General features: G+C 67.5%; 24 protein-coding genes and 1 tRNA gene. 9 read left to right on the forward strand and 16 right to left on the reverse strand.

Features of this window, described 5'->3' with window-relative positions:
• Positions 1–6: 6 nt before the first annotated feature.
• The 3 genes from GSE44_RS08360 to dctP are packed head-to-tail and all read right to left on the reverse strand — an operon-like array spanning position 7 to position 2,855.
• Positions 7–1,302 (reverse strand): TRAP transporter large permease, encoded by a 1,296-nt coding sequence (locus tag GSE44_RS08360; protein WP_235924634.1) that lies wholly within the window; start codon positions 1,300–1,302, stop codon positions 7–9.
• Entirely contained in the window at positions 1,299–1,817 is a 519-nt protein-coding gene (locus GSE44_RS08365) for a TRAP transporter small permease (RefSeq protein WP_235924635.1), read from the reverse strand. The genes GSE44_RS08360 and GSE44_RS08365 overlap by 4 nt, the downstream gene beginning before the upstream one ends.
• A 6-nt stretch (positions 1,818–1,823) precedes the next feature.
• Positions 1,824–2,855, reverse strand: coding sequence for a TRAP transporter substrate-binding protein DctP (dctP, locus tag GSE44_RS08370; protein WP_235924636.1), 1,032 nt, complete (start codon positions 2,853–2,855; stop codon positions 1,824–1,826).
• Positions 2,856–2,966: 111 nt separating this feature from the next.
• On the opposite strand from dctP, the gene GSE44_RS08375 reads away from it, so the two are divergent.
• Positions 2,967–3,521: a sugar O-acetyltransferase gene (locus GSE44_RS08375; protein WP_201305980.1), complete on the forward strand. Its 555-nt coding sequence runs from the start codon at positions 2,967–2,969 to the stop codon at positions 3,519–3,521.
• Positions 3,522–3,554: 33 nt separating this feature from the next.
• Here the strand turns inward: GSE44_RS08375 and GSE44_RS08380 are convergent, their stop codons facing one another.
• From GSE44_RS08380 to GSE44_RS08405, 6 genes are all read right to left on the reverse strand, one after another.
• Entirely contained in the window at positions 3,555–4,025 is a 471-nt protein-coding gene (locus GSE44_RS08380) for a hypothetical protein (RefSeq protein ID WP_201305981.1), read from the reverse strand.
• Positions 4,026–4,227: 202 nt separating this feature from the next.
• Positions 4,228–4,965 (reverse strand): ABC transporter ATP-binding protein, encoded by a 738-nt coding sequence (locus GSE44_RS08385; RefSeq protein WP_159348333.1) that lies wholly within the window; start codon positions 4,963–4,965, stop codon positions 4,228–4,230.
• Entirely contained in the window at positions 4,962–5,822 is an 861-nt protein-coding gene (locus tag GSE44_RS08390; RefSeq protein WP_235924637.1) for an ABC transporter ATP-binding protein, read from the reverse strand. Before GSE44_RS08390 ends, GSE44_RS08385 begins: the two co-directional genes overlap by 4 nt.
• Positions 5,819–6,838 carry an ABC transporter permease gene (locus GSE44_RS08395; RefSeq protein ID WP_159348334.1) on the reverse strand — a complete coding sequence of 340 codons (1,020 nt, stop codon included), beginning with the start codon at positions 6,836–6,838 and terminating at the stop codon, positions 5,819–5,821. Before GSE44_RS08395 ends, GSE44_RS08390 begins: the two co-directional genes overlap by 4 nt.
• Positions 6,839–6,848: 10 nt before the next feature.
• Positions 6,849–7,865 carry an ABC transporter permease gene (locus GSE44_RS08400; protein WP_457852162.1) on the reverse strand — a complete coding sequence of 339 codons (1,017 nt, stop codon included), beginning with the start codon at positions 7,863–7,865 and terminating at the stop codon, positions 6,849–6,851.
• 2 nt (positions 7,866–7,867) lie between these two features.
• Positions 7,868–9,466, reverse strand: coding sequence for an ABC transporter substrate-binding protein (locus GSE44_RS08405; protein ID WP_159348335.1), 1,599 nt, complete (start codon positions 9,464–9,466; stop codon positions 7,868–7,870).
• Between the two features lie 12 nt (positions 9,467–9,478).
• Between GSE44_RS08405 and GSE44_RS08410 the strand changes: the two genes are divergently transcribed.
• Both GSE44_RS08410 and GSE44_RS08415 read left to right on the forward strand, forming a co-directional pair.
• Positions 9,479–10,228 carry a phosphoribosyltransferase gene (locus GSE44_RS08410; protein WP_235924638.1) on the forward strand — a complete coding sequence of 250 codons (750 nt, stop codon included), beginning with the start codon at positions 9,479–9,481 and terminating at the stop codon, positions 10,226–10,228.
• Between the two features lie 86 nt (positions 10,229–10,314).
• Positions 10,315–11,031, forward strand: coding sequence for a DUF1194 domain-containing protein (locus GSE44_RS08415; RefSeq protein WP_159348336.1), 717 nt, complete (start codon positions 10,315–10,317; stop codon positions 11,029–11,031).
• Positions 11,032–11,133: 102 nt separating this feature from the next.
• On the opposite strand, the gene GSE44_RS08420 is transcribed toward GSE44_RS08415, so the two are convergent.
• Positions 11,134–11,568 carry a DUF3775 domain-containing protein gene (locus GSE44_RS08420; RefSeq protein WP_159348337.1) on the reverse strand — a complete coding sequence of 145 codons (435 nt, stop codon included), beginning with the start codon at positions 11,566–11,568 and terminating at the stop codon, positions 11,134–11,136.
• A gap of 161 nt (positions 11,569–11,729) precedes the next feature.
• Here GSE44_RS08420 and GSE44_RS08425 point away from each other — a divergent pair, with 161 nt between their 5' ends.
• Positions 11,730–12,098, forward strand: a complete 369-nt coding sequence (locus GSE44_RS08425) for a hypothetical protein (RefSeq protein WP_159348338.1) — start codon at positions 11,730–11,732, stop codon at positions 12,096–12,098.
• Between the two features lie 48 nt (positions 12,099–12,146).
• Here GSE44_RS08425 and GSE44_RS08430 read toward each other — a convergent pair whose 3' ends face one another.
• The 3 genes from GSE44_RS08430 to GSE44_RS08440 are packed head-to-tail and all read right to left on the reverse strand — an operon-like array spanning position 12,147 to position 15,008.
• The gene (locus tag GSE44_RS08430; RefSeq protein WP_159348339.1) at positions 12,147–12,974 is read right to left on the reverse strand and encodes an aldo/keto reductase; all 828 of its coding nucleotides are present in this window, start codon (positions 12,972–12,974) and stop codon (positions 12,147–12,149) included.
• A gap of 20 nt (positions 12,975–12,994) precedes the next feature.
• Positions 12,995–14,035, reverse strand: coding sequence for a WD40 repeat domain-containing protein (locus GSE44_RS08435; protein ID WP_159348340.1), 1,041 nt, complete (start codon positions 14,033–14,035; stop codon positions 12,995–12,997).
• Position 14,036: 1 nt separating this feature from the next.
• Positions 14,037–15,008 (reverse strand): CobW family GTP-binding protein, encoded by a 972-nt coding sequence (locus tag GSE44_RS08440; RefSeq protein ID WP_159348341.1) that lies wholly within the window; start codon positions 15,006–15,008, stop codon positions 14,037–14,039.
• Between the two features lie 218 nt (positions 15,009–15,226).
• Here GSE44_RS08440 and GSE44_RS08445 point away from each other — a divergent pair, with 218 nt between their 5' ends.
• Positions 15,227–15,589, forward strand: coding sequence for a plasmid stabilization protein (locus GSE44_RS08445; RefSeq protein ID WP_159348342.1), 363 nt, complete (start codon positions 15,227–15,229; stop codon positions 15,587–15,589).
• A gap of 39 nt (positions 15,590–15,628) precedes the next feature.
• Here the strand turns inward: GSE44_RS08445 and GSE44_RS08450 are convergent, their stop codons facing one another.
• Positions 15,629–16,957 carry an aspartate aminotransferase family protein gene (locus GSE44_RS08450; RefSeq protein WP_408015098.1) on the reverse strand — a complete coding sequence of 443 codons (1,329 nt, stop codon included), beginning with the start codon at positions 16,955–16,957 and terminating at the stop codon, positions 15,629–15,631.
• A gap of 136 nt (positions 16,958–17,093) precedes the next feature.
• On the opposite strand from GSE44_RS08450, the gene GSE44_RS08455 reads away from it, so the two are divergent.
• Both GSE44_RS08455 and GSE44_RS08460 read left to right on the forward strand, forming a co-directional pair.
• Positions 17,094–18,332, forward strand: coding sequence for a glycoside hydrolase family 108 protein (locus tag GSE44_RS08455; RefSeq protein ID WP_159348343.1), 1,239 nt, complete (start codon positions 17,094–17,096; stop codon positions 18,330–18,332).
• Between the two features lie 59 nt (positions 18,333–18,391).
• Positions 18,392–18,468 (forward strand) — tRNA-Arg (locus GSE44_RS08460).
• Positions 18,469–18,654: 186 nt separating this feature from the next.
• Here GSE44_RS08460 and GSE44_RS08465 read toward each other — a convergent pair.
• Complete coding sequence (locus tag GSE44_RS08465; RefSeq protein WP_159348344.1) at positions 18,655–19,479, reverse strand: IS6 family transposase; 825 nt, start codon at positions 19,477–19,479, stop codon at positions 18,655–18,657.
• 388 nt (positions 19,480–19,867) lie between these two features.
• Here GSE44_RS08465 and GSE44_RS26390 point away from each other — a divergent pair, with 388 nt between their 5' ends.
• Positions 19,868–20,392 (forward strand): cold-shock protein, encoded by a 525-nt coding sequence (locus tag GSE44_RS26390; RefSeq protein ID WP_159348345.1) that lies wholly within the window; start codon positions 19,868–19,870, stop codon positions 20,390–20,392.
• 495 nt (positions 20,393–20,887) lie between these two features.
• Complete coding sequence (locus GSE44_RS08475; protein WP_159348346.1) at positions 20,888–22,393, forward strand: PAS domain S-box protein; 1,506 nt, start codon at positions 20,888–20,890, stop codon at positions 22,391–22,393.
• Between the two features lie 734 nt (positions 22,394–23,127).
• On the opposite strand, the gene GSE44_RS08480 is transcribed toward GSE44_RS08475, so the two are convergent.
• The coding region (locus GSE44_RS08480; RefSeq protein ID WP_159348347.1) for an IS256 family transposase at positions 23,128–23,817 on the reverse strand (690 nt) is incomplete at its 5' end.

The raw sequence follows: 23,817 nt of genomic DNA on the forward strand, positions 1-23,817 counted from the left end.
GGGATGTTACAGCGCCCCTGCCAGCCGTGGCAGGAACAGGACCAGTTCCGGCACGAAGGTCACCAGCAACAGTGCTCCGGTCATCGCCGCCACGAACCATACCACCCAGGGGAAGGTGGATTCGATCGAGCAGCCTGCCACGCGGCAGGTCACCATCAGGTTCACCGCCATGGGCGGGGTGAAGGCGCCGACGGCCACGTTCATCGTCAGGATCACGCCGAACCAGGTGAGATTCCAGCCGAAGGCCTGCGCGATCGGCAGCAGGATCGGGAGGAAGACGAGGAAGATGGAGATGGCATCGATCAACGTGCCGGCGACCAGCACCACGATCGTGATGAGCAGCAGCATCAGCGTCGCGTTGTCGGTCAGTCCGATGAGGGAATGCGCGAGCGCATCGAAGGCGCCGAGCGTGCTGCCGGCATGGGCGAAGATGGTGGCGAGCGCGATGATGATGAGGACGACGGCCGAGACTTCGGCAGCATCGCCCAGCACGGCGTAGATGTCCCGCCAACCGAGGGTGCGATAGACCGCGAGGCCAACGAAGAGGCCATAGAAGACGGCGACCACCGCCGCCTCCGTCGGCGTGAAGGCACCGGTGCGCAGGCCGCCGAGGATCACCACGGGCGCGGCAAGCCCCCAGATGGCGCCCTTGAAGGCTTGCCAAAGGGGGACGCGGACCTCGCCGGGGGCGGGCAGGCCGAACTGGCCGCGCCGGGCGAGCCAGATGGCGGGAAGCAGCAGCGACAGTCCGGCCAGGAGCCCCGGCACCATCCCGCCGATGAACAGCGCGGGCACCGATACGCCCGGCACCAGCACCGCATAGACGATGAAGGGGATGGAGGGTGGGATGAGCACCGCCGTGGAGCCCGCCGCCGCGACGAGGGAGGCGGTATAGGGGCGCGGGTAGCCCTGGCGCAGCATGGGGGGAAGCATGACGGCCGCGACGGCCGCGGCATCGGCCGCGCCAGAGCCGGAGATGCCGCCGAGCACCATGCAGACCAGCACGGCCACGATGGCCAGCCCGCCACGGCGCGGGCCGACCAGGGCGGCGGCGAAATCCACCAACCGCTGTGCGACGCCCGAGCGTTCGAACACCATGCCGGCCAGCACGAACATCGGCAGCGCCAGGAGCGGGTATTTGGCGATGCCCGTCCAAACATTGGTGGGCAGGGCCATGACGCCCAGCCCTTCCACCCCGATGACGAGGATGCCGGCGGTGCCGAGCGCCACCCCGATGGGTGCGCCCAGGAAGAGCAGGCCGAAGAAGGCCAGCAGGAGGATCGTCGAGCCTTCGAGGATCACGAGGCGCGCGCCACCCGGATCATGCGGCCGGCAATCCGCAGGACGATGACGGCGGAGAGCACCGGCATCCACACCGTGTAGAGCCATTGCGGCACGCCGAGGCCGGGGGAGAGGGATTCGAAGCGGTACTCGTCCCAGGTATAGAGGGCGCCGAGCCAACCAATTCCCGCAAAGAGGGCGAGGGAGATGAGCAGTAGCCCGATCTCGATCCGGCGCGCGACGCGGACGGGCATGCGCTCGGTGAAGAAGGTCATGCGGATGTGGCGGTCCGAGGCGAAGGCGGCGGCGGTGCCGAGAAAGGTCAGCACCACCATGATCGCCACGGAATACTCCTCGGTGAAGGCGAAGGAGATGCTGGTGAAGTAGCGCACCAGCACATTGGCGAAGGTGATGATGGCGAGCGCAGCCATCGCAAGCGCCGCCAGCGCGCCCTCCAGCGTGACCGGGATTCGCGGTGGGGCTTCGCCCAGTTGCAGGCCGCGCGCCTGGACATCCGCGTGGGGCTGCTCGCTCACAGTCGGTCAGCTCACCTTGGCGATGGCGCCTTCGGCCTTGTGCACCAGCTCGGTGCCCACGGTCGCGGCCCATTTGTCGAAGACCGGGCGCGTGGCCTGGGCGAAGGCGCGCTTCTCGGCAGCGGAGAGGTCGATCACCTCCACGCCCCGGCGGGCGCATTCGTCCAGGGAGGAGCGGTCGCCATTCGCGCCGAGGCCCTTGCGCGCGGCGTTGTTGCCGGCCTGCCCGGCCTCGCGCGCGGATTCCACCACGATCTCGCGGTCGCGCGGCTCAAGGCTGGCGAGCACCGGCTTGCTGAGGGAGACGATCCCCGCATCGGCGCAGTAGTTCCACATGGTCAGGTGCTTCTGGGCCAGCGTGTCCATGCGGAAACCGAGGAAGAGGTTCACCGGGTTCTCCTGCCCGTCCACCGCCCCGGTGGAGAGGGCAGGCTGCAGGTCGGCAAAGGACATCTGCACGGGGTTGGCGCCGAGGGCGGAGTAGATGTCGGAGAAGATGGCGCCGGCGGCGAAGCGGATCTTCAGCCCCCGCAGGTCGGCCGGGGCGCGGATGGCGCGCTTGGAGTTGCTGATCTCGCGGAAGCCGTTCTCGCCCCAGGCCAGGGGCTCCACATCCCGCTGTGCCAGCACGCGGAACAGCGTCTGGCCGACCTCGCCACCTACCAGCGCATCGAAAGCGGCGGTGCTGGGCATGAGGAAGGGAAGGGAGAAGAGGTTCATCTCCCGCACCTGGGGGGAGATGTTGATGGTGGAGAAGACGGCGCCGTCGATCACGCCCTGGCGAATCGCCAGCAGTTCCCGGGTCTGGTCGCCGCCGACGAGGGAGGAGCCGGGATAGACCTTGAAGTTCAGCCGCCCCTGGGAGCGTTGGTTTACGAGTTCGGCCCAGACGAAGGCGGATTCCGACAGCGCGATCGGCCGATTGCCGACGACGGTGATCTTGTATTCCGGCTTGTAGCGGGTTTGCGCCCGCCCGATCACGGGCATGGCCAGGACCGGCAGGGCAGCGCCCGCGGAGAGCAGGCTTCGGCGGTTCACGCGCTGGCTCATCGTTTCCGACCCTCATATTGTTGCGATCACTCTGCGAGAGCATGGCGGAGGCGGCAAGGGCTGGCTTGGCTTGCCTCAATGGCCGGGGCAGGTTGAGGCATGACCGAACGCGAGAAGATGCTGGCCGCGCTTCCCTATGATGGAATGGATCCGGCGCTGCTGTCTGAGCGCTACCGGGCTCGCGCCCTCATCCTGCGCATGGATGCCCTGCCGCCCGAGGATGAGGCGGCTCGCCGCGCGGCGCTGGAGGAGCTTCTGGGCTTCATCGGCGACAAGACCATGGTGATGCCGGGCTTCCGCTGCGACTACGGCTCCAACATCCGCATCGGCGTTGCGAGCTACGTCAACTTCAACTGCGTCTTCCTGGATTGCGCGCCCATCGTCCTGGGGGACCACTGCCAGGTGGCGCCCGCCGTGCAGATCTACACCGCGACCCATCCGCTGGAGCCCGGCCCTCGCGCGGCGGGGATCGAGAGCGCGCATCCCGTGACCATCGGGCGCAACGTTTGGCTCGGCGGCGGCTGCATCGTGCTGCCGGGGGTGACGATTGGGGATGACACGGTGGTGGGCGCCGGGGCGGTGGTGAACCGGGACCTGCCACCGGGCGTGCTGGCGGTGGGAAACCCGGCGCGGGTAGTGCGGAAGCTTTCCTAGCGGCCTACTTCCCTGTGCGCTTGCCTTCGGGGATCAACGGCGGCCGGGCGACCCGCGTTCGCTGTCGGCGCCATGGTGGCGGCCCTGCCGGACAAGCCCGTCCACGACCGCGCCGGTCGCGAAGGCGTAGATCGCCTTGTGCAGCAGGTCGATCACCTGTTCGTTCACCGGCCAAGTCCAGGGGGGCGCCCCGACGCCGGTGGCGTTCTCCAGCGTCTGGTCGTTCAGCAGCCTGACATTGAGGAAAATAAAGGAGCCCACCGGACCGCGAATGCCCGAACGCGCCATCATCGCCCGCGCCACGCCGAGCAGGATGCCCTGGCCCCAATGCATGGCCCAGTTCAGCCCAAGCCGCTCCCGATCCGGTCTGCGGGGTAGCCCGAGCAGCCGTTCCAGCGTGTGGGCGGGGACATAGGAATTCGGGCGCCCGGTGATCGCCTGCTCGAGCTTCTCCGCAGCCGTCATCGCTGCAACGCCGACAAGGCCCGCGAGCAAGCCCTGCATGATCAGCTCCGCAGAACCATGCCCCACGTCACCCTTGGGTCGGTTGCGCATGCGTCAGCTGCCCCTTTCGGATGGTCAATAGCGGGAATTCTGCTGTCCAACATCCTGGTCGGGGAGACGGTTTCAGCGACGGGCCATATTGGTCGGCCCAGCCCACGTGCTGAAGCAGTGCGGCGGGCCGCCATGGAGGAGGCCGTGGAGGCTACGCTTCCTCCAACTCATGCGAGAGGCGGATGAGATCCTGGGTGTGCGGGTGCTTTGCCTGTCCAGCGCGCAAGGTGGCCTCGTCCAACTCCTCCACGATCTTGCCGCCCTGCATCACCGCCAGCCGTCCGCAGAGATGCGCCACCACAGCCAGGTTGTGCGAGACGAGGATGCAGGTGAGGCCACGTGCGGCGCGAAGATCGGCCAGGAGGTTCAGCACCTCGGCCTGCACCGAGACGTCGAGGGCGCTGGTAGGCTCGTCCAGCAACAGCACGCGGGGATCGGCGATCAGGGCGCGGGCGATAGCCACGCGCTGGCGCTGGCCGCCAGAGAGCTGGTGCGGGTAGCGGAAGCGCGCGGCGCGAGGGAGGGCCACTTCCTCCAATGCGCGGAGGATGCGGGCATCGGCGCCGGCCACGCCATGAACGGCCAGGGGCTCGGACAGGATGCGGTCCACCGTCTGCCGGGGATGCAGGGAGCCATAGGGGTCCTGAAAGACCATTTGGACCGTGCGGAAAAAGGCGCGGCCCCGGCGGCGGGTGAGGGGCTTGCCGTCCACGGCCATGCGGCCGGTCCATTCCGTGACCAGCCCGGCGATGGCGCGCAGCACGGTGGACTTGCCGCTTCCGCTCTCACCCACCAGCCCGAAGGTCTCGCCCGGGGAAACGTGGAAGGAAACGCCGCGCACCGCGTGGTTGGTGCCGAAGCGGACATCGAGGCTATCAATCTCGATCATGGGCGCGGCGCCAGCCATGCGGGGTCCCGCGCCAGCGTGGGCAGGCGGGGGCGCTTCTCGGTGAGGCTGGGGATGCATTCCAGCAGGCCGCGCGTGTAGCCATGGGTGGCCTTGTGGAGGTCCGCCGCGGGCAGTTCCTCCATCACCTGGCCAGCATACATTACCGCCACCCGGTCGCAGAAATGGGAGACGAGCGGCAGGTCGTGGCTGATGAGCATCAGCGCCATGCCGCGGCTGTCCACCAGTTCCTCGATCAGGCGGAGGATCTCGGCCTGGACGCTGGCGTCGAGGGCGGAGGTGGGCTCGTCGGCGATCAGCAGCTCGGGGTTGGAGGCCAGCATCATGGCGATCATCACGCGCTGGCCCATGCCGCCCGAGAGCTCATGCGGATAGGCATCATGGACGCGGCGCGGGTCGCGGATCTGCACGCTCTCCAGCAGGTTCAGCGTAGCCTCGCGCGCCTCCTTCGCCCCGATCCTGCTGTGGGCGCGCAGGGCTTCGGCGATCTGGGCGCCGGCCGTCATCACCGGGTTCAGGCTGTATTTCGGATCCTGCAGGATCAGCCCGATGCGGCCGCCGCGCAGCGCGCGCATCTGGCGCTCCGAGGCGTGAAGGATATCGGTTTCGCCGAAGCGCAGCGCATCTGCCCGCACCTTCGCGGATGCCGGCAGGAGGCGCATCAGGGCGCGGCCGGTGACGGACTTGCCCGATCCGCTCTCTCCCACGATTCCCAGCTTCTCTTTCCCGAGGGAGAAGGAGACGCCGCGCACTGCATGGGTGACCCCGGTTGCGGAGGAAAAATCGACGCGGAGATTCTTTACCTCCACGAGGGGGGGCACCAGGGGCGGCATGCTCATCGTTGCTTCGGGTCCAGCACGTCGCGCAGCCCGTCCCCGAGCAGGTTGAAGGCGAGGGAGGCGGCGAAGATTGCAATGCCGGGCATCACGGCCACCCACCATTGCTCCAGGATGAAGCGGCGGGCCGTCGCGATCATCGTGCCCCATTCCGGCAGCGGCGGCTGCGCGCCCAGGCCCAGGAAGCCCAGCCCGGCCGCCGTCAGGATGATGGAGGACATGTCCAGCGTGACCCGCACCACCAGGGAGGGCATGCACATCGGCATGACATGGCGCAGCACGATGCGGGGATGGGAGGCGCCGGTCATGCGGGCCGCGGCGACATAGTCGGTGCGGCGGATGGTCAGCGTCTCGGCGCGGGCGAGGCGGGCATAGGGCGGCCAGGCGGTAAGGGCGATGGCGATCACCGCGCTTTCCACCCCCGGGCGCATGGCGGCGACGAAGGCCAGTGCCAGGATCAGCCGGGGGAAGGCGAGGAAAACATCCGTCACCCGCATCAGCAGCCGGTCCCAGATGCCACCCGCATAGCCGGCGACGCAGCCCACCAGCAGGCCGAGGGGCGCCACCAGCAGCACCACCGCCACCACCATGCCAAGAGTGATGCGGCCGCCATAGAGCAGGCGGGACCAGACGTCGCGCCCCAGCTCATCCGTGCCCAGCCAATGCGCGGCGGAGGGGGCGGCGAGGCGGTTGCCGAGTTCCTGGATGCCCGGATCATGCGTGGCGAGCAGCGGGGCCAGCAGGGTCAGCAGCAGCATCACAAGGATCACCGCCAACCCAGCCATGGCCAGCGGATTGCGGCGGAAGGCGAGCCAGGCCTGGTAGCGCCGGCCCCAGGCGGCCTGGGCGCGGGAGGCCGGGGCGTCGGTCAGCAGCCATTCGCGGCGGCGCGGCGCGGCGCCCGGTTCCGGCGGCAGGGCGCCGGCGGCCTCGGGCACCGCATCGGGCGGAATCGGCTCCAGCGCCGCCGTGGCGGTGGCGGCATCGGCGATGGGACTGCCGGGGGTGGGGCCGGTCATGGGGTGCGCCTCATCGTGTGCGCGGGTCCATCAGGCGGTAGAGCAGGTCGGCCAGCAGGTTCAGGGCGACATAGATCAGCCCCACCACCAGGGTTGCGCCCAGCACCGCGTTCATGTCGGCATTCAGCAGGGAAACGGTGAGATACTGGCCGAGGCCGGGCCAGGCGAAGATCGTCTCGGTCAGCACCGCGCCCTCCAGCAGCCCGGCATAGGTGAGGAAGATCACCGTCACCAGCGGCACGGCGGTGTTGCGGAATGCGTGGCGCCAGACGATGCGGGAGCGGGAGAGGCCCTTGGCGCGGGCGGTGGTGACGTATTCGCTGCGCAACTCGGCCAGCATGAAGGCGCGGGTCATGCGGGCGATGTAGGCGAGGGAGAAGAAGGCCAGCACGCCGGCCGGCTGGATAAGATGGGCGACCGCATCCCAGAAGGCGGGCCAGTCGCCCGCCAGCGCGGCGTCCAGCGTCAGCAGGCCGGTGCGTGTCTCGACCATGTCCTGGTAGATAATGCCCTGGCGCCCGGGGCCGGGCAGCCAGCCGAGCCAGGCGTAGAAGACCAGCAGCGAGATCAGGGCCAACACGAAGACAGGCAGGGAATGCCCGGCGAGGCAGAAGACGCGCACCGCCTGATCCACCCAGCTTCCCTGCCGCGTCGCGGCCAGCACGCCGAGGCCGATGCCCAGGATGGCGGCCACGAGGATGGCCAGGGTCGCCAGCTCGAAGGTGGCGGGAAAGAAGCGGGTGATGTCCTCCCAGACGGAGTTGGAGGTCATCACCGAGCGGCCGAGATTGCCGGTGAGGATATCGCCGAGATAGCGCCCGAACTGGACGTAGAGCGGCTGGTCCAGTCCCAGCTCGATCCGTGCGCGCTCCACCACATCGGCCGGTGCGCGATCGCCCACCACGGCCAGCACGGGGTCGATCGGCACGACGCGGCCGATGAAGAAGGTGACCAGCGCCAGGCCGAGGAGGGTGATAGGGATGCTGGCGACGGTGGCCGCCAGCGCCCCGAGGCGCGCCTTGAGCAAGGTCAGGCCTTCGCGATCGCGGCGTAATTGGTGCGGTCGCTCAGCACGCCGATCTGCAACCCGCGCACGGCGTTGCGGGTGACGGCCACCTCCACCTCCTGCAGCATCACGGCGAAGGGGCTGTTCTGCTGGTGGTCGCGCTGGAGGGCCTCGTACATGTCGATGCGCTTCTCCGTGTCCGTCTCCCTCACGGCGGCGATGGTGCGCGCCGTCAGCTCGGGGATGTCCCAGCCCGAGCGCCAGGCGAGCGTCTTGTTGCGGGCGTCATCACCATTGTCGGGGTTTATGCTGAAGGCTTCCGCATTGCTGTGTGGATCGAAGTAATCCGAGCCCCAGCGCAGCAAAGCGAGGTCGTGCTGGCGCGCGCGGGTCTTGGTGATGACGGCGCGCATCTCGCCGGGCAGCATGCGCGGGCGGATGCCGATGGCGGCGAGATTGGCCTGCACCGCCTGGGCGATGTCGCCCACCGGGGCGCCGGAGAAGAAATCGAACGAGCATTCGAAGCCGTCGGGATGGCCGGCCTCGGCCAGAAGCCGCTTGGCGGCGGCGACATCCAGCTTGAAGGGCTTCTCGGTCAGTGCACCGGGCAGGCCCTCGGGCAGGAAGGATTGGTGCACAGCGTAGTTGCTGGGAACGATGTTGCGCTGGATGCCCTCGTAGTCGATGGCCATCTTGATCGCCTGGCGCACCTGCGGCTTTGCCAGGATCGGGTTCTTCTGGTTCATCGCCACGTAGAGCAGGCTCGCCTTGCGCTGGGACACCACCGTGTAGCGGTTGTCGCCCGAGACGCCCTTGATCTGGTCGGAGGCGAGGTTGCGCGCGATGTCGTAGTCGCCGCGCTGCAGGCCTAGGAGCTGCGCCGAGGGATCGGCCACATGGCGGATGATGATGCGGCGCGTGGCGGCCGGATTGGCGGCATTCGGGTTCGCCTCCAGCGTCACCGCCTCGCTCGCGCGCCAGGAGACGATGCGGTAGGGACCCGAGCCGGCGGAGTTCTGCTTCATCCAGCCATTGCCCCAGTCGTCATTCTGGGCGCGGGCGGAGACCACCGCTTTCTCCAGAATGCTGCCGACGGCGGCGGAGAGGCAGTAGAGCAGGAATGAGGTGGCGGTGGGCTCGGCCGTGGTCAGCACCACCGTCCGGGGATCCGTGGCGCGGATGGTCTGCGCCATGTTGTCCTTGGTGAAGCCGAACTGGTTGATGATGAAGGCGGGGCTCTTGTTCAGCGCCACCACGCGCTGAAGGGAATAGACGACGTCCTCCGCGGTCACTTCCTTGCCGCTGGCGAACTTCTGGCCGGCCTTTAGGCGGAAGGTGAAGGTCTTCGCGTCCTCGCTGGCGGTCCAGCTTTCGGCCAGGTCGCCGGTGAGGCGGGAGGGATTGTCGTTCGGGGTGGTGGTGAGCTTCTGGTAGACATTCCCGCAGAGCTCGCCGCCCGTGTATTCGAAGCTTTCGGCCGGATCGAGCGTGATCATGTCGTCGATCTGCTTCGCCATGACAATGATGCCGGGCGGCGTCTGGGCATGAGCAGTGCGGATTACCGCATCCCAGGACAGGAACGCGGCGCCGGAGGCAACCATGAGGGTGCGGCGGGTGGTCATGAGTCGTCTCCGGTGGGGCGCGCGGGCGAATGCCCGAACCTGCCGCCTTTGCGAGGCTGGACCACCATCACACGCTATGCCAAGCGCCACCGCATGGAGTTCTGGCAGAAATTTGAACCCGTCCCCGATGCCCCGCCCCATGGGGAGAGCATCGCCCTGCCCATGCCCGACGGATCGGCCCTGCGCCTGCCGCTGCGGGATTACGGGGAGGTCGCGGTCACGGGAATGATCGCCAACCAGTTGTCCTTCCCGGTCCTGCGGCGGATGGCCGGCTGGATGGCCGATGCCGCCCGTCCCCTGGGCGCGGAAGTGGTCTGCGGGCTGCCGACGCTGGGCCATGCCTTCGCGCCGCTGGTGGCGGAAGCACTGGGGCATCCCAACTGGGTGGCCGCCGGCTACTCGCGCAAGCGCTGGTACGAGGAGGCGCTTTCCGTGCCCGTCTCGTCCTCCACCACTCCCGGGGAGCGCCACATGTGGCTCGATCCGCTGGTTCTCTCGCGATTGGAGGGACGGCGCGTGCTGCTGGTGGATGACGTGATCAGCACGGGCACCTCGGCCCTGGCCGGGCTGGCGCTGCTGCAGAGGGCGGGGGTGCGGCCCGTGGCGCTCTGCGTGGCGATGGCCCAGGGAGATCGCTGGCTGGGATGCTGGCCGGCTGATGTGCCGGTCTGCGCGGCCTTTGCCGCGCCGCTGCTGCGCCGGGTGCCGGGCGGCTGGGCGCCGGACTTCGCGACCCGGGCGGAGGTCGCGCTACCGGGCTGACAAGATCGTGCGCAATCACACAAAGCGTTGCGTGTGGTGTGGCGTGCTGCCTCTCATCGCCGGTGTATCAGGCGAGGACGTGCTCCATGCGGCGTCGGTCCCTTCTCGTGGCCAGTGGTGCCGCGATGCTCCCGGCGGCGCCAAGCCGCGCGGAAGATTCAGTGGACCTGCTGCTGGTGCTCGCCGTGGATGTCTCCCGCTCCATCGATGACGACGAGGCGCGGCTGCAGCGGGAGGGCTACCGCAGTGCCGTGACGGATGCGCGGGTGCTGGAGGCGATCCAGTCCGGGATGATGGGTTCGATCGCCGTCGCCTATGTGGAATGGGCAGGCTCGGATTATCAGCGCCTGGTGGTTCCTTGGACGCGGATCGGCAGCCCCATGGAGGCGCAGGCCTGGGCGGCGGAGCTGGAGAAGGCGCCGCGCGTCGCGCTGTCCTGGACCTCGATCTCGGGCGGGCTCGACTTCTCCATGCGCATCTTGTTGGAATCGCCCTTCGAAGGCACGCGGCGTGTGATCGACGTCTCGGGCGACGGGGTGAACAACAGTGGCCTTCCGGTGGAGCAGGTGCGGGACCGGCTGGTGGCGCAGGGCGTCACGATCAACGGGCTGCCGATCATGAACGACCGCCCGACCTTCGGCCGGCCATCCCCCATTCCGCTGGACCAGTATTACCGGGACTCGGTGATCGGCGGCGAAGGCGCCTTCCTGATCGCAGCGGAGGATTTCGCCTCCTTCGGGAATGCCGTGCGCCGCAAGCTGGTGCGGGAAATCGCGGGCAGGACAGGGCCGCGCTTCGGCTAGAGCATTTTCCGCTCACATGCGTACGCTTCAAATGCTCCAGCTCTTTGTTCGAAGATCTGGTTCATGCTTTCGGCCGATCCAGCGATCCACTCCGGGCGCAGCTCAGCGCTCGATCTCCTCGACCACGATGCCGAAAGCGGCCAGGCCTTCCGCGAGCAGGTCGCCCAGCATCTCCATGCTGGTGAGATAGCCCGCTGGATCGGCCTCGTTGCGTTCGCGCGCGAGGGCCAGCGCCTCCTCCCACTCATCGGGCTCGTAATCACCATGGCCGGTCCAGGCCAGGGCAATGAGGGCAGCCTGCTCGTCCTCGTTCAACTCGTCGATCAGTGTATCGAGGTTTTCGCCGCTCAGATCGGGTTTCTTGGCATCAGCTGTGTCAGGCTCGGTGTCATCGCCGCCATCGTCGCCTCCGGCCTCCTCGGAGGCGCGGGCGGCGTCGATGATATTGGCCACCGCCCGGAGACTGATCCCGAGATCGATCTCGTCTTCGTCATCCGGAGGGGAGATTCGGGGGATTCCGCCGGGTTTGTCGCTCATGGAAGGGATCCCGATCGCATCTGGGAGTTGCTGCCGCCCGCCCAACGCTTGACCCGCCATTCGGCTTCGGGAAACCGCCTCTGCGAGTCGGCGTTCATTCCGCAGAGGGCGATGCAGCAAGCGGCGCCAACTGTTTGAAATTACTAGGAGGGGTTGGGATCATGAAGGCAGGCGCGATCGCACTCTTCGGTCTTCTGGCCCTGGCCCCCGCCGCGCGTGCCTCGGATACGCCGGCCTTCGTGAATGCCACCATGTGCGACGTGGCGGCGCCGATCGCGACCGGTGCCACCGTCTTCCAGCGCGAGATCCGTGCGGAAGTCCGTCCCGAGCGCCGCTCCGAACGCCATGCTGGCAAGCGGGCCGAGGCGCGGCCGCAGCAGCGCCAGCAGGCACGCCGCGCCCGGCCGCGGCAAGAGGCTCCGGTCGAGCAGGCGGAGGTGCCCTCGGCCGACCCGGTGGCGATGCTGCGCCCGGCCGTGCATTTTTGCGTCACCCCGGCCGGCGCGGTGAATCCGGTGCGCTTCACCTGACGCGGCCACGCCGCGCCAGGGACGCCTGACCAGGAGCGCTTGAGCGGTTCAGGCCGCCCAGTCGGGTGCGAATGCCGGCTGCACGAAGCGTTGGTCCTTCGGTAGCGCATCCAGCGCCGCCACATCCGCTTCCGTCAGCTTTCCGGCCAGATCCAGCGCTACGAGATTGGCGCGCTGCGTTTCCGGCCGTGCCGCCTTCGGGATCACCGTCACCCCATCCTGCCGCAGCAGCCAGGCGAGCGCGACCTGCGCGGCGCTGACGCCGTGGCGCGCCGCGATGGCCCCGATCTGCGGATCGCTGGCGAGCCGCCCCTGGGCAAGGGGGGAATAGGCGGTCAGCACGATGCCGTTGGCGCGGGTGATGTGCAGCAGGCGTTCCTGCGACAGCATCGCGTGATACTCCACCTGGTTCGCCGCGATGGGCACGCCGACTTCGATCGCCCGCTTCAGCATCCCGGCCGGGAAGTTCGCGACGCCCACGGCGCGCGCCAGCCCGTCCTCGCGCAGCCGGGCCATGTCATGCATCACGCGGGGCAGGTCGATATCGGGCGCCGGCCAATGGATGAGGTAGAGATCGAGGTAATCCGACCCGAGGCGCTTCAGCGAGGCCTCGCAAGCCGCGCGGATCTGGCCGGGGCCGAGATGGTCCCACCACACCTTGCTGGTGAGGAACACATCGCCGCGCGGAAGGCCCGAGGCCTTCAGCCCGGCGCCGACCTCCACTTCGTTGCCGTACATTTCGGCGGTGTCGAGCGCGCGGTAGCCGAGGGCCAGCGCGGATTCGACGGCCGCCTGGCCTTCGGTTCCGGAGAGCTTCCAGGTGCCGAAGCCCAGGCGCGGGATGGAGAGGAGTTGGGTGTCGATTCGATCGCTCATCCGCCCAGGGTGGGGATGAGTTAGCGCTTCGCCAAGTCCAGCAAAGCGGCGAAGCCGGTTTCAGTGCCGAGCGCGAGATGCGTGCCGGCTGGATTCCAGGCCAGCGCCGAGACCGCGCCGCGCCCCGGCGCCGCGACGGGCACGACCTTGCCGGAGGCGATCTCCGCCATCAGCACCAGCCCATCGGCGAAGCCGGCCACCACCACCTCATGCTGCGGATGGCAGGCGACGCGGGTGCAAATCACCTGGTCCCCGCCCGCGATCTCGGTGGGCGCCTTGCCCATGGGACCGCCGCCGAAGAAGGGCCAGAGCACCACGGCATCCGCGCCGGACGAAGCCAGCCAGCGGCCCTTGGCGGTGAAGGCGATGGATTGTGTCTTCGCGGGATAGCCGGACATGCGCATGTGCTGGCTGTCCGTCAGGCGCCAGCCATGCAGTGCGTTCTCCTGCATGGCCGTTACCACGTTCTGCCCATCCGGTGAGACGGCAATGGCGTGATGGCTGCCTTTCCATTCCAGCACGCGCGGCTTGTCCTCCTTCGCCGCGACGAACCAAGCGGAAACGCCGTTGTAGTGGGAGGCGAAGACACGCTTTCCCTTCGCATCCAGCGCAATGCCGCCGACGGTAGAGGGGTGCGGACCGAGCGTCTTGACCTTGGCGCCCCTGCCGTCGAGCAGATGGACGTTCTTGCCCACTGCGATAGCGCGCAGTCCGGAGGGATGGGTGGTGAGATGGTCCACCCACTTCATCATGCCGAAATCAGCGATCTGCTCCGTCGTGCCATCGGGCGCGATGCGGATCAGCTTGCCATCATCACCGCCCGAGAGCAGGCCATCCGCCACATCGGCCGTGAGGGAAAGCCCGGCGCCGTCATGCGCCTCCAGCCGCTTCCAATCCGCGGCATGATCGGCGGTGGCGGCGAGATGCACGGTGCCGTCCGAGAGCGCGAAGCCGGCGGTGCGGCCCTCGCGCCCGAAGGCCGTGCCCACCACCCAGGCGCCGAGTTCGCGGCCGGTGCCACGCTGGTCCAGCAGGAAATCCTCTTCCGCAACACCCGACATGTCAGGCGGCCGCCGTGGATTCGAAGCCGCGGCGCAGCTTGGGGCGGTTCAGGTCGCGGCCGATGAAGACGATGCGGGACTTGCGCGGGTCGCCCTCCTTCCACGGGCCGATATAGTCGCCATCCGCGATCATGTGCACGGCCTGGAAGGCGAAGCGGCGATCGTCGCCCTTGTAGTGCAGAATGCCCTTGGTGCGGAGCAGGTCCTGGCCCTTGGTCTGGAGCAGTTCGCCGATCCAGGCGTTGAACTTCTCGGCGTCCACGGGCTTGTCCAGCTCGAAGGAGACGGACTGCACGTTGCTGTCATGGGTGTGCTCGTCATCGCCCGTGAGGAACTCCGGCTCGCGCGCCAGGATGCGGTCCAGGCTGAAGGCGTCGCGGCCGATCACGGCGTCCAGCGGGACATCGGACTTTGTGGCGCGGCGGATCTCGACGGTCGGGTTGATGGCGCGGATGCGGCGCTCGACTTCATCGGCTTCCTCGTTCGATACGAGGTCCATCTTGTTCAGCACGATGACATCGGCGAAGGCGACCTGCTCCTCCGCCTCCGGGCTGTCGCCCAGGCGGGTCAGCAGGTGCTTGGCATCCACCACGGTGACGATGGCATCCAGCCGCGTGGCGCGCTTGACGTCCTCATCCACGAAAAAGGTCTGGGCGACCGGGGCGGGGTTCGCCAGGCCGGTGGTCTCGACGATGATGCCGTCGAACTTGTCCTTGCGGCGCATCAGCCCGCCGAGGATGCGGATCAGGTCCCCACGCACGGTGCAGCAGATGCAGCCGTTGTTCATCTCGAAGACTTCCTCGTCGGCGTCGATGACGAGGTCCTGGTCCACGCCCATCTCGCCGAACTCGTTGATCACCACCGCGAATTTGCGGCCGTGCTGCTCGGTGAGGATGCGGTTGAGGAGGGTGGTCTTGCCGGCGCCGAGATAGCCGGTGAGGACGGTGACGGGAATGGGGGCGGTGTCGGACATGATGTGCCTTGGGAATGCCCTCGGGGGGAGGGGGGTCGGTGCCGTTGCCACGTTATATGGTATCGCCCGGGGGCCGGGCCATGGGGGACGAACACGGCCGCGCCTTGGGCCCAGGGCTCCGCAGAGCCGATCCTCGATCTTCGCATGGGCACACGCGCGGAAGCCCAGTGTGGGTTCACACGTTGTTCCGGACACCATCACGCGAGGAGGCTGGCCCGATGCCACAGGGTGATAAGTCCGCCTATACCGGCAAGCAGAAGCGCATGGCGGCCCATATCGAGGAAGGTTACGAGAAGCGCGGCACCCCAAAGGAGGAGGCCGAGCGGAGGGCCTGGGCTACCGTCAACAAGGAGACGGGCGGCGGGAAGAAGAGTGGTTCCGGCCGCGGCAAGCCGATGAACACGGCGCCATCAGAGACCGGCGGGAAGCGGGGCGGGGCCTCTAGCGCCCAGCGGCCGGCGGCGCTGCGCTCCGCCTCGGCCAGGAAGGCCGCCGCCGCGCGGAGCCCGGCCGAGCGCTCGGCTTCGGCGAAGAAGGCGGCCGCCACCCGCAAACGGAACGCGGCGGCCAAGAAGGGCTGAGCAGGGGCCGGGGCGGCTTCCGCCCCGACCGCCGTTGCATCAGGCGATCGCGTGGATCGCGTCGCTCAGCGTGCCGATCAGCCGGTCCACATGTGGCTTCTCCACGATGAGCGGCGGGGAGAGGGCGACGATGTCTCCCGTCACGCGGACGAGCACGCCGTCGTCGAAGCACTTGCGGAAGACGTCCATGGCGCGGGCGCCGGGCTGGCCCTCGCGCGGCGTCAGCTCGATGCCGGCGATCAGGCCGAAGTTGCGGATGTCCATCACGCCGGGCGCGCTGCGTAGCGAATGGGCGGCCTCCTCCCAATAGGGCTCGATCGCGCGGGCGCGGCCGGGCAGGTCCTCCTCCCGGTGCAGGGCCAGGGTCGCGATGGCCGCCGCCGAGGCGAGCGGGTGGCCGGAATAGGTGTAGCCGTGGAACAGCTCGATGCCGGCGGGGGAGGCGTTCACCACCGTGTCGTAGACATTGTTCGAGGTGGCGACGGCACCCATGGGCACGGCGGCGTTGGTGAGGCCCTTCGCCATGGTCATGATATCCGGCGTCACGCCCAGCCGCTCCGCGCCAAAATCGGTTCCGAGGCGGCCGAAGCCGGTGATCACCTCGTCGAAGATCAGCAGGATGCCGTGCTTGTCGCAGATTTCGCGCAGGCGCTTCAGATAGCCCTTGGGCGGCACGAGCACGCCGGTGGAGCCCGCCACCGGCTCGACCATCACCGCCGCGATGGTGTCGGCGCCATGCAGCGCAACCAGGTCCTCGAGCTTATCGGCCAGCTCCACCCCATGTTCCGGCTGGCCCTTGGCGAAGGCGTTGCGGCCGAGGTCATGCGTGTGCGGCAGGTGGTCCACATAGGGGAGCATGGCGCCGAACTGCTTGCGGTTGCCGCCGATGCCGCCGACCGACATGCCGCCGAAGCCCACGCCGTGATAGCCGCGCTCCCGCCCGATCAGGCGCACGCGCTGCGACTGGCCGCGCGCCTTGTGGTAGGCGAGCGCAATCTTCAGCGCCGTATCGGCGCTCTCCGAGCCGGAGTTGGTGAAGAACACCTTATCGACGCCGGCCGGCGTCATCTCGGCGACCCGCGCCGCCGCCTCGAAGGCGATGGGGTGGCCAAGGTTGAAAGTGGGGGCGAAATCCATCAGCGCGGCCTGCTTCTGGATCGCTTCGACGATCTCGCGGCGGCCATGGCCGGCGTTGCAGCACCAGAGGCCCGCCGTGCCGTCCAGGATCTCCCGGCCTTCCGGCGTGTAGTAGGACATCCCCTCCGCCCGGGCGAGCATGCGCGGGTTCTGCTTGAAGAAGCGGTTGTCGGAATAGGGCATCCAGAACGAGTCGAGGTTGTTCGGACGCGGGAGGGACATCTCGTTCATCGCGGGGCACCTTCGGGCAAGTCGGTACCATGGCCGATCCAAGGGGTTCCGAACAAGGCGGGGTTGAGAAAAAGGCTTGATTTCCTATCGACCTCCGGTTTATGTTCCCGTTTTGTTCTTTGGCAGGAATCCATCCATGGCCTTTCCTCTTATCGCCATTGCGGCCTCCCTGGCACCGGAGATCATTCGCCTGATCGCCGGAGACCGCGCCGGAACCGTGGCCGGAACGGTCGCGGAAGCCGTCCGCCAGGTCACCGGCACAGAGGATCCCGCGGCTGCCCGCGCCGCCCTGGCGGCGGATGCGGAGAAGGCCGGCGCCCTGCGTATCCGCTTGGCCGAGATCACCCTCGCCGGGGAGCGCCTCTCGGCGGAACGGGAGACCGGGCTGCGCAGCGCCGAGATGGAGGCGCTGCGCGCCACCCTCGGCGACACGCAATCCGCACGCGCCAGCATGGCCGAGATGTTGCGCGGCGGCAGCCGCCTAGCATGGGGGCCGGCGACGGTCTCCACCCTGGTCGTGCTGGGCTTCTTCGCCATCCTGATCCTTCTCGTCACGCTCGATGCCGGGCCCGGTGGCGCCGCTCGCTTCGATCCGCAGGTGGCAAGCATCATCAACATCACCGTCGGTGCGCTGGGGGCGGCCTTTGCGGCGGTGGTGAACTTCTGGATCGGCTCCTCCCAATCGGCGCGGGACAAGGATGCGATGGTGGGGCGGCTGCACGATGCCCAGACGCAGCAGGTGCAGACTGCCATGGCGACCCTGCGCGAGGCCGCGCCCGTGCCCGCCCTGCGTCCCGCCGCGCTGTCCCCTGTCTCGTTCACCACGGCCGGGCCCTCGGCGGAGGATCGCTTCGAGGCCTGCCTGGAGCTGATGCTGACCGCCGAGGGTGGCTTCGTGAATCATCCGGCCGATCCTGGCGGCGCCACCAACCTGGGCATCACCCGGCGCACCCTGTCGGAGTTCCGCGAGGCGGAGGTCACGGTGGAGGATGTGCGCCGCCTGACCCGTGCCGAGGCACGTGAGATCTACCGCGCCCGCTACTGGACCCCGATGCGTTGCGCCGACCTGCCCGCCGGCATCGACCTGATGGTCTTCGACTTCGGCGTGAATGCCGGTCCCGGCCGCAGCGTGCGTCTGCTCCAGCGTCATGCCGGGGTGGCGGCCGACGGATCGGTCGGCCCTATCACCCTGGCTGCCGTGCGCGCCTGCCGGGCGCCGGAGCTGATCGAACGCTTGGCCGAGGGGCGTCTGGCCTATTACCGGGGGCTGGACACCTTTCCGACCTTCGGGCTCGGTTGGACCCGGCGGGTGGACCAAGCGCGGCAGGCGGCCCTGTCCATGGCCGAGCCAGTGCCCGTGCCGATGGTGGCGTGAGGCCCAAGCCGCGCCGGGGGGTTTCCCCCGGCGCTGGGCCGCGCTAAAGGAGAGGTGCTGGACCCGTAGCTCAGCTGGATAGAGCGTTGCCCTCCGAAGGCAAAGGTCGCACGTTCGAATCGTGTCGGGTCCGCCAATTTTTTTCAGATATTTAGCGATCAGCCCAGATATGGGTCGGAGCGCCGGGCTAACAGCAGCGCGCCGAAGCCGGCTCGGAGGCTCTGGCGGGCATCGCGTCGCAGCCCGGAAGCTCGGCTCCTCCATGTTGGCTTGTGCGGCATCGGTCCGCCCGCGCCGCGCCCGACACGCCCCGTTGGTTCATTCAGCTCTCGCGCCGGAAAGTATCCAGGCGGTTTGGAAGACGAAGAAGCAGGCGGCGCCGGTTTGCGGGGACATACTGGTTGTGGCGGGAGTGGAGACGGAGAAAAGCGCGGAGCTCATCCCATCCTCGGCAAAACCGCTCGGCGGCACCGAATTCCTTGAAGCCCCGCATGCGTCGGATCCGGCCTTTCACGCCCCGGTGGTCTTGCTTGAGCCCATTGTTCCTGTAGGCGCTGGTCCGGTGTTTGACGTGACGCCCCAGCGTTGAACGGATCGCGCGCGAGTAGGAGCCGTGCCCGTCCGTGGTGACGCAGTCCGGGGGCATGCCGGTGGCCGACTTGGCCAAGCGGAAGAACGCCTTCGCGGCGTCCATGTCCCGGTGCTCGGCGAGCATGGTGTCGATCAGGTCGCCGTTGCGGTCGATGGCGTGATAAAGATAACACCAGCGGCCGCGGACTTTCAGGTGGGTTTCGTCATCGTGCCAGGAGCGGCGACCAGGCCCGCCCTTACCATGGCAGCGGCGCCGAAGTTCAGTGGTCAGAACGGGAGTGAGCTTCGCTTCCCACTCGCGGATCGTTTCATAGCTGAAGAGGATGCCGCGCTGGAGGAACATCTCGCTGAGATCCTTCAGTGTCAGGCGGTAACGCAGGCGCCACAGCACCACCAAGCCGATGACGTCGCTCGGATACTGGGTCCGGTTCAGCTTCCCGCCGCTGCGCTCGTTGAGCTGCCGGCCACAGCCGCTGCAGCGAAAGCGCCGGTAGCCCTGCGCCGTGCGGTCCCGCCGCTTTGAGGTGCCTAGGGGCCCGCAATCGACGCATTCCATCCCGGGCTCCTGAGCCGCCTCGAGCCAACCGGGAGCCTACCCGCAGCCCCGGCCCGCCACCCGGCCCCTCCTGGCGCGAGAGCTGACAGAACCAACTGGATCAACGTGAACCTTTCACCGCAATCAAATTTCGGGCGGTTCAGGCGTGACGGGCCCTGGGCGTGTGGCAATAATGGCCAATTCTGCTCAAAATAGCAGATGCGAAACATGACGCTGGACAGGCGCGTCCGGCTTCCTGCTCCCTAACTCCACCTTTCGAGTTCAAGAGATGTCCGACAAACATGATTGGCGGCGCGACCGCAAATCCCGCAAGCGCGGGTCCGACGACGACATGCCGCAGGACAGCGGCTGGTCGGTGCCCGCGTATTCGCCATCCGGACCTCCGGCAATGTCACGACAGCCCTCCGTTACATCGGACCCTGTGGCCGGCGCAGTGGTCAAAAGGTTCGATGCGGAGAGGGGCTTCGGCTTCGTCGCACTCGATGGTGGCTCGGGTGATGCCTTCCTGCACATTAGCGCTCTCCAGCAGGCAGGGGTGGATGCGGTCGCTCCAGGCACCCGACTGAGGGTGCGAGTGGGCCAGGGTCAGCGAGGACTGCAGGTCACGGAGGTGCTCGAGGTCGGAGGCAGGGAGGAGGCCTCGCCGCCACCGCGGGGGCCCCGGGCGGCTGCACCAAGCTTCGGATCGACGCAACCCGGCCAGGGCGAGGAAGTCCGCGGCACAGTAAAATGGTACAGCGCCGAAAAGGGCTTCGGCTTCGTCGCGCCGAACGACGGCGGCAAGGATGTGTTCGTGCACGCCACGGCCTTGGAGCGAAGCGGCACGGCACCGCTCTCGGAAGGCCAAGCTGTGACCATGCAGGTGGTCCAGGGCAAGAAAGGGCTGGAGGCAAGCACCATCACGCTCGAATAGGAGCACTATTGCGTAGACCGGGGCAGCGGGCACAGATCCGGTCACCTCGCGACAAGTGTAGAACCCTGCGGTGTTGATGCAGGGAACTGCTGGCGCCGAGGCCGCATCCTACTTCGACTGCTGCCCGGATCTGTCAGCGCTTGCGCCAAACCTGACGGCTCGAGGTGGAAGGCGTCTTCCGCATACGCCAAATCGACGTTGGCAAGCGCTGACAGATCCCGATAGAGACCGTATGGCGCTGCCCCCTTTCCCCAGGCCATCGCCGCCCGAGTGCTTCATTGATTGACGGCTGACCGGAGCAACAGCTGCCGCTTTGGCCCCGCCGGGCAAGCCGCCCGCCAGACCGCCGCCAGAGCCGCCCGAGAGAAAGATGCTCATCAGAAACTTCTGACTGCCCGGAAGGTCAGACTGAAACGCCGCACCTGCTAAGATGTTGCTCGGAGGATCTGGCTGGCACCGCCGTCATTCTCACTTCCCCGGCTCGGGGGATCTGGCGTGTCTGACCTTCCATCGCATCACCATGCCCATCAGCAGCATCTGAGACTGATCCTGAGCACCTTGCAGGACGGGGTGATCCTGATCGAGCCGGACCAGACCGTCTCCTGGGCGAACAAGGCAGCCCTGAAGGTGCATGGCGTTACCCAGCTCGCCGAGCTGGGAGCTACCGCCTCCGAGTACCGCACTCGCTTCGAACTACGTTACCGGAATAGAAAGCACCTTCCCAAGAACGGCTACCCCATGGAGCGGGTGCTGGCTGGGGAGGCTTTCGACGATGTGGTGGTTGAGGTTGCCCGGGCTGGCGAGAACGAAGCCCGGTGGATCCACCGCATCCGGTCCCTGGTGCTCACCGACGGCACCGGCGTCCCAGATTGCTTCGCCCTGATCCTGAACGACGAGACCGAGCGTTTCGATGCAGAGGCCCGTTTCGAGGCCACTTTTGCGGCAAACCCGGCTCCCGCAGTCATCCTGCGCCTTGCGGATCACCGCTTCATCAAGGTCAACGAGGGCTTCCTCAAAATGATAGGCTATGAGGAGCAGGAGGTGCTCGGCCGTTCCGCCTACGAGATCGACGTTCTCGAAGGTAGCGCCCGCCGAGAGTTCGCAATCGAACGGCTGCAGCACGGACGCACAATCCCGCAGGTCGAAGCTGTGCTGCAGCTACCGGGCGGCGGCGAGAAGCGGGTCATTGTCGCCGGGCAGCCGATTGAAGTTGCCAATGCTGACTGCATGCTCTTCACCTTCGTCGATTTGAGCCGGGCTGATCGGTCCGAGGAGATCCGCCGGCAGAGCGAAGAGAACTTCGCGACGGCACTCCGATTAGCGCCCGCCCCAGCCCTGATCGTAAGCCGGAAGGCTTGCCAGCTGCTGGCAGTCAACGAAGCCTTCACTCACGCGACCGGCTATGCCGCCCCCGAAGTCACGGGACGGACAGTGGGCGAGATCGGGCTGTGGGGCGATGTCGCCACGGCCGCCGAGCTGGAGCATCGGCTCGAGCGGGACGGCAGAGTGTCCAACCATGAGATCCACCTGCAGACCAAGGAATTCGGCCTGCTCCATTGCCGGATCTCTGCCGAACCGCTGGTCGTCGGCCACCAAGCCTGCGTGCTGATAATGGCCCAGGACATCACCGAAACCCGACGGGCCGAAGGAGAAGTTGTGGCCGCCATAGAGGCGGTTATGCAGGATACGGCTTGGTTCACCCGGGCCGTGCTTGAAAAGCTGAAGGCGCTACAGCGGCCAGAAACCTTGGACGGCCAGACTTCAGCAGGGCTGAGCGACCTCTCCGCCCGCGGCCGCGATGTGCTCAACCTGCTCTGCCGTGGGCTGGATGATGCCGGCGTCGCGCGAAAGCTCGGGATCTCCCGAAACACGGTCCGGAATCACATTACAGCGCTGTACCGCCGAACCGGGGTGCACAGCCGGGCAGCACTTGTCGTCTGGGCCCGCAAGCGTGGCTTCACTGGTGCTGCGCCAAGGAAAACGCCCCTACGCAAGGGGTGAGGCACAGCCCGTCCAAGAGCCAAGTGTTCAAGCGAGGTGCGATCGTTAACCTGCCCCCCACAGAGGGGTTAGCAAGGCACTAGTGCAATCCGGCCCCGATGTTAGTGCAGATGCACCAGCCCGGTCTGCGACCGCTCAAGGAATTCCGAGTCTGGGTTTGTAACCGTGGGATAGCCCAAGGGTTCTTGCTGCAAGCGCGAAGCTCCACCGCGGCTCGTCTGGAGTGCGCTGCCAAGGACAGTCTCAGATGAGCACCAAGCCCAGTCGGAATGCTGCGGAGCAGGCAAAGGCCTCCATCCGCGAGGCGATCGGCAAGGTCATAGGGGATCCTGAGATCCATGCCGCAGACACTGCTTCCAAGGCGGAAGCTGAGGTGCGGCCAGGCACTGGCGGAAAGGCAGAATGCCTGCCGCGGAGAGCTTGCAAGTAAGTCAAACCCTGACGCCCTGCTGCTCTCCCCTTGAGATCCTGAGCCTTCTTCCGAGCGGCCCCGCCGCGCCTCGACATCCCTGGCCAGGATCACCCCTTCTGCTCTTTTCAGAACACAGGAAGGCCCCCATGCAAGCTCAGTCCGGATCAGCCACCTACAACGACGCCAGAACTACCACGGCGGTTCTCCCCGAAGGCGCCCCCTTCCTTCCGTCCCGCATATCCTGGGGCGCCATCATTGCCGGGGCCGTGATAGCGTCCGTCAACGTGGTGGAAATTGCATTTGGGTTTGAGGTGGCCACGCCTCAGGCGGCTCTGGGTGGAAGTTGCAGGGTTTCGTTGGTGGGTGCCGGGTTGAGCATCTCGCCCATAGCCTCGAGGCCCATGTAGCGGTGCTGCAGCTGCCATTCGTCGTTGGCCTCGAGCAGCACGGCGCCGATGAGGCGGATGATAGAGGCCTCAGAGGGAAAGATGCCAACGACGTCGGCCCGGCGCTTCACCTCCTTGTTGAGGCGCTCCAACGGATTCGTGGAGTGCAGCTTGGTTCGGTGTGATACCGGGAACGCCATGTAGGCGAGCACGTCATGCTCGCTGTCATCCATGAGCTTGCCGAGCTTGGGCCAGCGCTCGCGGAGTTGGTCGGCAACATGACGCCAGGTCTGCCGCGCGGTTTCCTGGTCGGGTTGGAGGAAGGCCTGACGCAGCGCGGCGAAGGCCATGGACTGCTGGGCCTTGCCCACATGCGCCAACGCGTTCCTCATCCAGTGAACGCGGCATCGTTGGAGGCTGGCGTGGAACACCTTGCTGGCCGCGGCACGCAGGCCCTTGTGGTCATCCGCGATGACCAGCTTGACGCCGCGCAGGCCGCGATCAGCAAGGGAGCGCAGGAACCCCTTCCAGAACACCTCCGCCTCGGAGGCGCCCGTCGCCACGCCGAGTACCTCGCGCCGGCCATCCGTGTTCACGCCGACGGCGATTATCGTCGCCGTCGAGAG

Source organism: Muricoccus harenae, from assembly GCF_009848505.1.
GTDB lineage: Bacteria > Pseudomonadota > Alphaproteobacteria > Acetobacterales > Acetobacteraceae > Roseomonas > Roseomonas harenae.

Coding starts and splice junctions, on each gene's coding strand:
- GSE44_RS08375 (WP_201305980.1), top strand. CDS start 2,967: ATGACCGAACGCGAGAAGATGCTGGCCGCGCTTCCCTATGATGGAATG.
- GSE44_RS08380 (WP_201305981.1), bottom strand. CDS start 4,025: ATGCAGGGCTTGCTCGCGGGCCTTGTCGGCGTTGCAGCGATGACGGCT.
- GSE44_RS08385 (WP_159348333.1), bottom strand. CDS start 4,965: ATGATCGAGATTGATAGCCTCGATGTCCGCTTCGGCACCAACCACGCG.
- GSE44_RS08390 (WP_235924637.1), bottom strand. CDS start 5,822: ATGAGCATGCCGCCCCTGGTGCCCCCCCTCGTGGAGGTAAAGAATCTC.
- GSE44_RS08395 (WP_159348334.1), bottom strand. CDS start 6,838: ATGACCGGCCCCACCCCCGGCAGTCCCATCGCCGATGCCGCCACCGCC.
- GSE44_RS08405 (WP_159348335.1), bottom strand. CDS start 9,466: ATGACCACCCGCCGCACCCTCATGGTTGCCTCCGGCGCCGCGTTCCTG.
- GSE44_RS08415 (WP_159348336.1), top strand. CDS start 10,315: ATGCGGCGTCGGTCCCTTCTCGTGGCCAGTGGTGCCGCGATGCTCCCG.
- GSE44_RS08420 (WP_159348337.1), bottom strand. CDS start 11,568: ATGAGCGACAAACCCGGCGGAATCCCCCGAATCTCCCCTCCGGATGAC.
- GSE44_RS08425 (WP_159348338.1), top strand. CDS start 11,730: ATGAAGGCAGGCGCGATCGCACTCTTCGGTCTTCTGGCCCTGGCCCCC.
- GSE44_RS08430 (WP_159348339.1), bottom strand. CDS start 12,974: ATGAGCGATCGAATCGACACCCAACTCCTCTCCATCCCGCGCCTGGGC.
- GSE44_RS08435 (WP_159348340.1), bottom strand. CDS start 14,035: ATGTCGGGTGTTGCGGAAGAGGATTTCCTGCTGGACCAGCGTGGCACC.
- GSE44_RS08440 (WP_159348341.1), bottom strand. CDS start 15,008: ATGTCCGACACCGCCCCCATTCCCGTCACCGTCCTCACCGGCTATCTC.
- GSE44_RS08445 (WP_159348342.1), top strand. CDS start 15,227: ATGCCACAGGGTGATAAGTCCGCCTATACCGGCAAGCAGAAGCGCATG.
- GSE44_RS08450 (WP_408015098.1), bottom strand. CDS start 16,957: ATGAACGAGATGTCCCTCCCGCGTCCGAACAACCTCGACTCGTTCTGG.
- GSE44_RS08455 (WP_159348343.1), top strand. CDS start 17,094: ATGGCCTTTCCTCTTATCGCCATTGCGGCCTCCCTGGCACCGGAGATC.
- GSE44_RS08465 (WP_159348344.1), bottom strand. CDS start 19,479: ATGGAATGCGTCGATTGCGGGCCCCTAGGCACCTCAAAGCGGCGGGAC.
- GSE44_RS26390 (WP_159348345.1), top strand. CDS start 19,868: ATGTCACGACAGCCCTCCGTTACATCGGACCCTGTGGCCGGCGCAGTG.